The organism is Pedobacter hartonius (genome assembly GCF_900107535.1).
GTDB classification, from domain to species: domain Bacteria; phylum Bacteroidota; class Bacteroidia; order Sphingobacteriales; family Sphingobacteriaceae; genus Pedobacter; species Pedobacter hartonius.
In genome coordinates this window covers 115703-126814 of sequence record NZ_FNRA01000002.1, presented here as the reverse complement: position 1 = coordinate 126814, position 11112 = coordinate 115703, and the positions used below count along the sequence as shown (strand labels likewise).

Below are 11112 nucleotides of genomic sequence, written 5' to 3'. Positions count from 1 at the left end.
CATTCCATTTCAAAGCAACCCTTTGTTGATTTGTAGGAAGATTGCCCGATAGTATAAAGGTAGTACAACGGTTTTTGGTACCGTTTGTCTAGGTTCGAATCCTGGTCGGGCAACTAAATATATTCGGATTGTGAGTTGAAATACGCAATCCGATTTTTTTTAACCCAGCATTGATACCCGTCTAATCATGCCATTGCAATTCAACCCCGTTAAACTTTTTGCCGGTACCGGTACAAAAGCATTAGCCCTCAAGATTGCCGAAAGTTACGGCAGGCCCCTTGGTAGTGTTTCCTTAAGCAGGTTTAGCGATGGTGAATTTCAGCCAGCATATGATGAATCTGTAAGAGGATGTGACGTATTTCTCATCCAGTCCACCTACCAGCCTTCAGACAATTTAATGGAATTACTCCTGATGATTGATGCGGCAAAAAGAGCTTCAGCACATTACATTACTGCTATTGTTCCTTATTATGGTCTGGCCAGACAGGACAGGAAAGACAGGCCCCGGCAGGCGATAGGTGCAAAACTTGTAGCCAATCTGCTGAAGTCTGCAGGTATCCACCGGATCATGACCATGGATCTCCATGCGGCACAGATACAGGGATTCTTTGATATTCCCGTAGATCACCTTGATGGTTCAATCATCTTTGTTCCTTATATCAAGAGCCTGAAGCTGGACAACCTGACCATTGCATCTCCGGATATGGGCGGTTCTTACAGGGCACGTACCTTCGCAAAGTTCTTTAATGCAGAGGTTGTAATCTGTGATAAACGACGTAAACGCGCCAATGAGATCGAATCGATGTCGATCATCGGGGACGTGACAGATATGGATATCGTGCTGATCGATGATATTTGTGATACTGCAGGCACATTGGCCAAAGCAGCAGCACTGATCATGGAAAAAGGGGCAAAAAGTGTCAGAGCGGTTTGTACGCATCCTGTTTTATCAGGTAAAGCATATGAAACGATTGAAAACTCGGTGCTGACGGAACTGATCGTAACTGATTCTATTCCACTGAAACAGGAAAGTTCGAAGATCAGGGTACTGAGTACTGCAGAGCTGTTTGCAAAGGCTATAGCCAATGTAAATGAGCACGGGTCAATTAGCGATCTTTTTAAAATAGAATAGGGAACGAGAGCCGGCGCAGGCCTTGTATCGTTCTGATAAAGATAATAATAACAATTAAAAAACAAATAGAAAACAAATGAAAACAATCGCAATTAGCGGTTCTCCAAGAGAGAACGTAGGGAAACGCGATGCTAAAGAGCTTCGCTATGAAGGTAAAGTTCCTGCAGTATTGTATGGTGGTAAAGAACAAGCACATTTTGCTGTAGTAATAACTGAATTAAAGGATGCTATCTATACTCCTGAAGCCAACTTTTTAGAAATTGATATTAATGGTACAAAAACCAAAGCAATCATAAAAGAGTTACAATTTCACCCCTTAACAGACGTATTATTACACGTAGATTTTCTTCAGTTATTTGACGACAAAGAAATCGTTATGGAGATCCCTATCAAATTAACCGGTACTTCTCCAGGTGTTAAAATGGGTGGTAAACTTGTTCAGAAACTACGTAAACTGCGTGTTAGATCTTTCCCGAAAGATATGCCACAGGTAGTTGAGGTAAGCATTGCTAAACTTGAAGTAGGTAACCTGTTCCGTGTACGTGATCTTGGAGAAGGTGTTTACACAGTTACAAACACTCCTGAAGATACAATCGTTTCTGTAGGTATGTCAAGAGCATTGAAACAAGCCGAACAACAAGGCGGTAAAAAATAAGCTGATCTTTGTCAGCAATTCAGGAACAGCACTGGTCATTCAGTGCTGTTTTTTTATGCGTGTTCTTTTCGGCAGAGAGAGTTTTGGCAGAAACCATTATCTTTGGAGCGGCAGTATACTACGCTTCAATGTTCTGCTGTAATCATAAGTAATAGGAGATGAAATATTTAATAGTTGGCCTGGGAAATATAGGACCGGAATACGCCAATACAAGACATAATATTGGTTTTAATATCACAGACGAACTGGTGAGACAACTGGACGGATCATTCTCCAATCTGCGGCTGGCCTATTATTCAGAAGTTTCCTTTAAAGGGAGAAAGCTCCATGTGATCAAACCTACAACCTTCATGAACCTGAGCGGCAAGGCCGTAAATTACTGGATGCATGACCTGAATATCCCATTAGAAAACGTACTAGTCATTGTAGATGACCTGGCCCTCCCGCTGGGTAAACTGCGCCTCAAATTGCAGGGCAGCAGTGCAGGGCATAACGGGCTCAAAAGCATTGAGGCCATCTGCGGCGGGCAAGCCTACCCGCGTCTGCGCTTCGGTATCAGTGACAACTTTGCCAAAGGCCGTCAGGCTGATTATGTGCTTGACAGGTTCGGTAAAGAAGAACAACCGGAATTACCGGCATTGATTGACCGGAGCGTGGAGCTGATTAAAAGTTTTGTTACGATAGGGCCGGCACAAACCATGACGGCCTTTAATAAATGATCCTGACTTAGCCTCCTATCGGTTTTTTTCCTGTATACTGCTGGATCTTCTCATGTAAGACCCCCAGTTCAAATGGCTTGCTCAGTACGTCATCCGCTCCTGCCTCCTTAGCTGCTTTTTTATCATTGTCCATAACGGCAGCAGAGAAGGTGATTACGGGGATATCTTTTTTACCTTCGATATGACCTTCTCTGATCAGTTTCGTGGCCTCCAGGCCATTCATTACGGGCATAAACGTGTCCATGAGCACAATGTCATAGTCGTTTTCCGCGAGTTTATCGAGTGCTTCTTTCCCGTTCTCTACCACGTCGGCCTCAATGTTCCAGCCTTTTAAAACTTTGACAATTAAAAATTTATTGATAGGATTGTCTTCGGCCACCAGGATTTTTACATTCTCGAATGCAGCCAGCTTTTCGGGCGCCCTTTTCTGATTTTCGGGAAGATTCTCCAGTACTTCATACCAGTTGCTAAAGCAGAATTCGCTTCCTTTATTTTCCTCGCTGCTTACAGTCAGTTCGCCGCCTTTTAACTGCGCCAGGTTCTTCACGATCGACAGACCAAGACCGGTGCCCCCGAAATTTAGTGTGGTATTGTCATCAGCCTGCTCAAAGGTTTCAAATATTCTGTTGATCTTAGACTTGGGAATACCAATGCCTGTATCAGTCACAGAAAATTTCAGCTGTACCTGTTTGTCCCTTCTGCCGGCTATTTCTACTTTCAGCGTTACGCTGCCGGTGCTGGTAAATTTGATGGCATTGCCAATCAGGTTCATCAGGATCTGATTCAGCCGCAGGGAATCTGCAAGGATCGTTTTAGGCAGATCTTCATCATATGCAGTGATGAGTTCAAGGTTTTTTTCTTTTGCCCTTATCCGGAGCAGGTTGATCACCGCATGGCAGGTCATTACTAAATCTGTGGCAGCCCTGTTGATCCTGAACTTCCCTGCTTCGATTTTCGACAGGTCCAGGATATCGTTGATCACCCCGAGCAGCGAGTTTGAGGAGATCTCCAATAATTCTATCATCTCCCGCTGGTCAGCAGTTAAGTCTGTTTTCTCCAGTAAATTGGTAATCCCGATAATACCGTTAATGGGTGTGCGGATCTCATGGCTCATATTTGCCAGGAAGTTCTCTTTTATTTTCCGTCCCTGTTCGGCCTGGTCCTTTGCTTTGATCAGTTCTTTCTGATACGATTCAAGTTCCTTGTTCTTCTTTACGATGTCGCGCTGCGTGCGAACGAACTGTATAAAGGAATCTACCTTGGCAGAGGTCACATATGGGTTCAGCGGTTTATACAGGTAATCCACTGCACCGGCATTCAGGCCCTTTACGGCATATTTTGCATCGGTGGAAATCGCGGTAACAAATATCACCAGGATATTTTTTGTCCTGGGGTTGCTTTTTAAGATCTCTACCAGTTCAAAGCCGTCCATTTCGGGCATTTGAACGTCAACCAGGGCGATGGCAATATCCATTTCCCATGCCAGGCGAAGGGCCTCGTTGGGCAGGGTAGTGGAGATTAGGTTTACATCGGCCCGTTCCAATAAAGCCTCCAGTGCGATAATATTTTCGGGTCTGTCATCTACAATGAGAATATTGATCTTTTCCATAGTTCTTTGTGGGCTTCCTAATCGGGTAAGTCTTATGCTATTTTTTGATATATGTTATTTTTTTGATCGATGATCCTGAAGCGCCCGATCTCGGAGCTTCTAAGCGTTTCTTTAGAACCCAGGCAAAGGAAGCCGAAGTTTGCCAGGCTGTTATAAAAAAGGTCTATGACCCTCTCCTGTAAGGCAGTGTTAAAATAGATCAACACATTACGGCAGGAAATCAGCTGAAACTCATTGAACACGCCATCCGACGCCAGGTTATGGGCTGAAAACAGGATGTTCTTTTTTAAAGAATGATTCATTGATGCAGCACCATAACGTGCCGAGTAATAATCAGATAAGGTATGAAGTGCACCAGTTTGCTGGTAATTCTCAGAATATTGCTTCATTTTCTGCAAATCGTAAATACCATTTTTGGAAAATTCCAAAACATCGGCATTGATGTCCGTACCGTAAAAAAAGCTCCTGTTATATAATCCTTCTTCGGCAAAAAGTATTGCAAATGAATAGAGTTCCTCGCCGGTTGAGCATCCCGCATTCCAAACCTTTATCCGCTGGTAAGATTGCAGATAGGGAATAATATTGGTGATCAAAGACTTGTAAAACAGCGGGTCCCTGAACATCTCAGTCACATTTACTGTCACTTCCATCAAAAATGATTCAAAGTACTCCAGGTCATTTGTGAGCAGGGTGCGTAAATCAAACAGGCTCAGTTTTTGCAATTGCATAATCCTGGTGACCCTTCTTTTGAGGGAAGCTGCAGAATAATCGCTGAAATCGAAGCCATGCACATTTCTGATGAAAGCTGTTAAGCTTTTCAGTTGTTCATAGCTAAGCAGCTCCTGTGTATTTTGATCTGATATTTTGTTGCCCATACTAACTTAGCCAAACCCTTAACATGGAGAGCAGCTGGTCGATGTCTACCGGTTTAGCGATATAATCGTTTGCACCCGCCTCGATGCACTTTTCACGGTCATTCTTCATCGCCTTGGCTGTTAAGGCGATAATTGGTAATTTTTTATATTCCTTTTGCTGGCGGATCAGCTTCATCGCTTCATAACCATCCATCTCCGGCATCATGATATCCATCAGCACAAGGTCTATATCTTTCCTTTCTTCCAGTTTGTCCAGCGCCTGCCTGCCATTATTGGCAATCACGATATTGATGTCATAAACCTGCAGTGCACTTGATAATGCGAAAATATTTCTCATGTCATCATCAGTAATCATGATGGTTTTATCTTTTAAAACTTTCTCAATCGTAGAGACTGTTTTGGGCTTTGAATTTCCTGCAGCGACGTTCTTAAAGGGGTCCTGTTTTTTCAGTTTATTCATAAACAGGCTCACTTCATCGATCAGCCTGTCGTTCGACTTGTTCGATTTCAGTACCATAGCTTCAGAATACTTCATGATATGGGCAATCTTATCCTGATCAAGTTCCATAGCAGTATTGATGATTACAGGTACATGTACGAATTTTTCCTGTGTCTTGATCTTGTCCAGCAGGTCAAAGCCCGAAATATCAGGCAGATTTAAATCCAGGATGATACAGTCGAAAGTACGTTCACTGAGCAGGTCCAGTGCTTCCTGCCCTGTAAAGGCCTGTGCCACTTCAATCCCTTTTCCCGCCAGCTGCTCTTTTACTGCCAGGCTCTGCAGCTCGTGGTCTTCCACTACCAGTACTGTTTGAAAGTCATAGGCAATGTTGCCGGAGTTGAGTATAGCAAATGCCTGATCAAGCTCGTCCTTTTCGACAGGTTTTCTCAGGAAACCTATAGCACCTTCTTTCAGCGCGCGTTCACCTTTTATTTCACCGGCAGACATCATATGAACCGGTATATGTTTGGTTTGCGGGTTTGCCTTGAGGCGTTTCAGAATGCTCCATCCATCCATAACGGGCAGCATAATATCAAGAATGATCGCATCAGGCAATTTATCGGCAGCCATTTGCAGTCCTATATCACCGCTATGGGCAAGAATCGGGCTGAACCCTTTTTCTATGGCATAGTCTTTCAGTACATCGGCAAATGTAAGGTCATCTTCTACGATCAGCAGCGTCTGCTTTCCGTTTTTGTTCAGGGGAATAAGAAGAGGTTCGGGGATCAGCGGTACAACTATTGGTTCCGGATGGATATTTGCCGCCTGTTCCTGGGTTAAACTGCCTTCAATATTCGTTACAGGAAGGTAAAGCGTAAAACAGCTGCCCTGTTCAGGTTCACTTTCCACCTGGATCTCTCCACCCAGTATGTTGGCAAGTTCTTTACTGATAGACAGACCCAGGCCTGTACCTCCGTATTTTCTGCTGGTTGTACCATCGGCCTGTTTGAAGGCTTCAAATATCAGCTTCTGCTTATCTGCCGGTATCCCGATCCCGGAATCTTTCACACTGAAGAAAAGTATCTGCTGGCTGCTGTTCCTCAGCTGGTCTGAGTAATATTGAATATCCGGTGCAGCGCTGCCGATCTCCAGGCTGATCTCCCCGAACTCAGGAGTGAATTTAAAGGCGTTGGACAACAAGTTTTTCACGATCTGTTCTGCTTTAGGCAGATCGGTCATCATTTTTTCCGGTACATCGGTACCTAAAGTAGTTTTAAAGCTTATCTTCCTGCTTTTCGCAATTTCTGTAAACAGCGACTCCATGTTTTGGCGGATCTCCTGAGGCCTGACCGGCTCAATATCAAGGTCTATTTTACCGGATTCAATTTTCGACAGGTCCAGGATATCGTTAATTAAGGTAAGCAGGTCATTTCCTGCATTGTGGATCACCCCGGCATATTTCAGCTGTTCTTCATTCAGGTTCTCGGGTCTGTTTTCCTTTAAGATCCTGGCCAGGATCAGTATACTATTGAGCGGTGTACGTAACTCGTGGCTCATATTTGCCAGGAACTCCGACTTATACTTACTGGATACCTCCAGTTCTTTGGCCTTTAAGCTCATCGCTTCCCGGGCTTCGTTTACCAGGATATTGCGTTCTTCCAGCTGGCCGGCTTTTTCTTCCAGTTCTGCATTGGTCTCGCGCAGCTCCTCCTGCTGTACTCTCAGCTCTTCTTCTGAAGCCTGCAGCTCCTCTGATTTATGGATCAGCTCTTCATTAGTGGTGCGCAATTCCTCCTGCTGGCTTTCCAGTTCTTCAGCCTGCTGCTGGGTCTGAAGGAAGAGATCGCGCAGTTTCTCCCTCTCCTGGGTACGGTTTATGGCTATGCCGATGTTCGTGGTGATCCTCTCAAAGAAGTTTACCTGAAGCGGGGTAGGAGCTACCGGAAGCGCCATCTCGATCACAGCGATAATGTCATCCTCAAACTGTACAGGCATGACAATTAATGATTTCGGGACGGTATTGCCCAGGCCGGAAGCTACTTTGATATAATCGTCTGGCAGGTTATGCAACTGCTTGATGCGTTTTTCAACGGCAACCTGGCCTACAAGACCTTCAGAAAGAGAAATATCCGTGTCTTTGCCTTTTTTTATTTCAAATGCATATGCACCTTTCAGCTCCAGTTTTTTTGTTTTCGGATTGAAGAGGTACATGGCTCCCAGAGGTGCTTTTACATAATTACACATATCTGTAATTACATGGGTGCAAAGCTCATCCAGTTCCTGTTCTCCCCGCAGTGATTCATTCACTACAGAGGCGCCGGAAAGCATCCAGTTCTTCTGCTCGTTTTCGTCAGAAATTTTTACCAGCTGCTCATTGTTCTCCCTGATCCGTATTTCTGTTGATTTCAGCTGATTGAAAGTTCTTTTGATAAAGCTGGAAAGATATAGGATCAGGCCTAAAATAATCAGTGAACTGGTTACCACAATGATAGTGGATCTCAACCCGCTTTCAATTCTTTTCTCTTTCCTTATCGCCAGCAGTTTGTTTTCCGCTTTTATGACCTGGTTGTTTACCCTGAGCATATTGTCTTTGTAAAGCTTTCCTTTATCTGTCAGGGTCTTTTTAACGGACGCCTCCTGTCCGGCGGTAGCATTCGCCCGGAGGATTTCCTGCATATCCCGGAGTTTCTGTGTGGAATAGAACTCTAGCGAGTCCAGTCTTTCCTGCTGTTCCGGGTTGTCCGTTGTGAGCCGCTGAAGATCCCTGATCAGGGGTTGTATTTTATTGACATTTTTATTGTAGGGCTCCAGGTATTCCGGGCGCTGTGTTAAAATATATCCCCTCAGACCGGTTTCAGTGTTCAGTAATTTCACCTCCAGATTCTGGGCATGGTCAATTACTTCGTAAGTATGGCTTTCCCAAGAAGAATCAGCATTCATCGACTGGATGCTGATATAGGAGGTGATGGCAGAGATGAGGACGAACAACAGCGAAAGCGTAAATCCTGTTAATACCTGTTGTCTAAATGTAAATCTCCACATATGTCGATAATATTGCCTGTTAAGTAAAAACCGTATGTTTTAACCGAGGTTAGAAACATATGACAATAATACTCATAAAATAGTTCGTGCTACATATATTAACGGGTTATTTTTCCGGAACAAAATATTTTTTAGAGCTTGAGGGAATAATAATATCGATTTTTCTTGTTGTTAAAAGTATTTAACTTCTGATAAACGCAGTTAAAATTGGTTATTTTTTATGTTGGGGGAAGGATGGGTATAGTTATAGGTAATATTTGGTTTATAGTTCCTGTAAACAGTGTGCATATGCTGGCCCTACGGGAATTACTTTATCACCGATCCAGATCTGGTTCCTGTCAAATTTAGTCACAGCACTTTTAGAAATCATAAATGCCCGGTGTGTTCTAACAAACTTTTTTGCAGGAAGCAACATTTGCATATCACCGATTGGCATCCTCGTGCTCAATGAAGTGTTGTTATTCAGGTGGATCAGCGTGTAATTGCCTGCAGCTTCAATATAGAGGATATGATCCACAATTACTTTAATCTGCTCATAACCATCTTTGATAAATAAATGTGCGGGCTGTGCCGGATGATCCGTTTTCCTGCGCAGACTATACAATTCTTCTGCTTTGTTACATGCTTTGAGAAATCTGGACAGGGAGAACGGTTTGAGGAGGTAATCCAGTGCATTCAGCTCAAATCCTTTTACAGCGTGTTCGGCATAGGCTGTAGTAAAAATAACAAGGGGCGGATTGCTGAGGCTGCTCAAGAAGTCAATCCCGCTGATATCCGGCATCTGAATATCCAGAAAGATCAGGTCCACCTGGTTCTTCTGTAAGAATGCAATTGCTTCGAATGCATTGGTAAATACAGCTTCCAGGGTTATAAACGGAACTTTGGAGGCATGGGATTTCACTATATCCAAAGCTATGGGCTCATCATCTATCGCAATAGCAATCATTTGTTAATCTAAGTTCAGCGTTAAATGTACGAAAAACTCTTTTGCACTTTCCCTGATAATGAGTTCATGTTTCTTAGGATACAGTAACTCCAGACGTTGCCTTACGTTCTGCAGCCCTATACCGCTTTGAAGTTTCTCAGGGTCACCATCAGCTTTGAGATGAATACTATTGTTTACGTCAAAGTAAAGGGTCTTTCCCTTGGTTTGCAGGGTAACTTTGATATGTGAGGGCGACTGTAAGCTGATGCCATGTTTAAAGGCGTTTTCTACAAAAGGGATCAGCAGCATTGGTGCAATCTGCAGCGTGGTAAACTGTTCTTCGATCTCGGTGCTGATCAGGATGTCTACCGATACTGACGTCCTTAGCTTTTGCAAAGCGATGTAATTATTCAGGTAATCAATATCCCTGCTAAGGGAGATTTTGTCCTGCATATTCTCCTGGAGCATGAAGCGCATCATATCTCCAAGCTTTTGTATGCCCTCGCCTGTACGTTCGGCATTTTCCTGCAGGGCTGTTCCATAGAGTGTATTCAATGCATTAAAAAGAAAATGGGGGTTGATCTGTGATTTCAGAAAACCCAGCGAAGCATCCGATTTGCGAAGTTCCTTTTTAAGCGTGAATATCTGCTGTTCGGTTTCGTTTCTCTGTTTGTAGATATACCAGGCCAGGGGGGCACTGATTACCAGTTGGGCTGTAATATGAAAAAGATTTACAATAATGAAGAACTCTCCCTTTCCGCTGATCAGGGCCCCGACCAATCCGATGGGTATAGCGATCAGGAATGTCAGTAAAGTAATTTTTCCGTAAAAGGTACGGGATGGATTGATCTGTGTGCCTAAGGAAGGGATGAGATAATAGATGGAATAGATTGTTAAAAATATGCAGGCCATGATCACCAGTGTCCAGCAGAGGATCACATCAAAGTCCACCCCCGCTGCCAGCCAAAGCAGGACGCCTACGAACCAAAAGGCCAGTCCGAAAACGATCTCAAGTTTCATCTGGTTCCGGATATCGTTATCTTTGTTGTCGGTAAGGTAGATCAGCAATTTTTTCAACGCCACATAGATACAGATGAGCAGTACCAGCCAGGCAGAATAAGTGAAACCTTTAAAAAAGATCTGAATATAGGCATCGTCTATATCCGCGTACTGCACCAGTATATAGGCCTTGCTGTAGGTGTGGGTAATGCTGATCACCAGTCCGGACACCAGGTACATGACCAGCACAATAGCCCCGTTAAACCCAATATTTATCTTATTGTACAGCGGGGGCAGGCAGCAAAAATTGAGCATCAGGAAACAGAAGTAAAGGATAGAATACCGGAACAGCTCAGGAAGGAAGTAATTAGATAAATAGCTGAAACCTATCTTTGCCTCGCTAAACTGGAAGGGCTTGTGCGTATAGGCATCGGAACCATTTGAAATGAGCATAAGTATAGCACAGCCATAAATTGAACTTGCTGCCCAGAACTCTATTTTATTTAAATCTTTTATATTCATCTACTTGTTCTATTTGCTTTCAATTGTTAGATGGAGCCTTTGATGATTAAATAATTATTAAGTACGCGGGGCAATAATTATTTTAATCATGTCGGGTTCGTCGGTACAATACTACGGCGGATTTTCGTCCCTCTGCATAAAATGTGATGAAGATCTAAAAAAATGTGACGAATACGGAAATATGGCTAGCTT

Annotated in this window: 8 protein-coding genes and 1 tRNA gene; 4 read left to right on the top strand and 5 right to left on the bottom strand. The window is 43.5% G+C overall.

Annotation, left to right across the window (positions count from 1 at the left end):
• Nucleotides 1–42: 42 nt before the first annotated feature.
• The 4 genes from BLW16_RS04090 to pth all read left to right on the top strand — a co-directional run bounded on the left by BLW16_RS04090 (nt 43) and on the right by pth (nt 2506).
• Nucleotides 43–113: transfer RNA gene (locus BLW16_RS04090), tRNA-Gln, on the top strand.
• 74 nt (nt 114–187) lie between these two features.
• Nucleotides 188–1132: a ribose-phosphate pyrophosphokinase gene (locus BLW16_RS04085; RefSeq protein ID WP_090555304.1), complete on the top strand. Its 945-nt coding sequence runs from the start codon at nt 188–190 to the stop codon at nt 1130–1132.
• Nucleotides 1133–1208: 76 nt separating this feature from the next.
• Nucleotides 1209–1787, top strand: coding sequence for a 50S ribosomal protein L25/general stress protein Ctc (locus tag BLW16_RS04080; RefSeq protein WP_090555303.1), 579 nt, complete (start codon nt 1209–1211; stop codon nt 1785–1787).
• A gap of 158 nt (nt 1788–1945) precedes the next feature.
• Complete coding sequence (gene pth, locus BLW16_RS04075; protein ID WP_090555302.1) at nt 1946–2506, top strand: aminoacyl-tRNA hydrolase; 561 nt, start codon at nt 1946–1948, stop codon at nt 2504–2506.
• 7 nt (nt 2507–2513) lie between these two features.
• Here pth and BLW16_RS04070 read toward each other — a convergent pair whose 3' ends face one another.
• From BLW16_RS04070 to BLW16_RS04050, 5 genes are all read right to left on the bottom strand, one after another.
• Complete coding sequence (locus tag BLW16_RS04070) at nt 2514–4115, bottom strand: response regulator (protein ID WP_090555301.1); 1602 nt, start codon at nt 4113–4115, stop codon at nt 2514–2516.
• Nucleotides 4116–4147: 32 nt separating this feature from the next.
• On the bottom strand, nt 4148–4990 hold the full coding sequence (locus BLW16_RS04065; protein WP_175470475.1) for a CheR family methyltransferase: 843 nt from the start codon (nt 4988–4990) through the stop codon (nt 4148–4150).
• Nucleotide 4991: 1 nt separating this feature from the next.
• Complete coding sequence (locus BLW16_RS04060) at nt 4992–8474, bottom strand: response regulator (RefSeq protein WP_090555300.1); 3483 nt, start codon at nt 8472–8474, stop codon at nt 4992–4994.
• A 262-nt stretch (nt 8475–8736) separates the two neighbouring features.
• Nucleotides 8737–9420: a LytR/AlgR family response regulator transcription factor gene (locus BLW16_RS04055; protein ID WP_090555299.1), complete on the bottom strand. Its 684-nt coding sequence runs from the start codon at nt 9418–9420 to the stop codon at nt 8737–8739.
• A gap of 3 nt (nt 9421–9423) precedes the next feature.
• Nucleotides 9424–10920 (bottom strand): sensor histidine kinase, encoded by a 1497-nt coding sequence (locus BLW16_RS04050; protein WP_217631509.1) that lies wholly within the window; start codon nt 10918–10920, stop codon nt 9424–9426.
• Nucleotides 10921–11112: the final 192 nt, after the last annotated feature.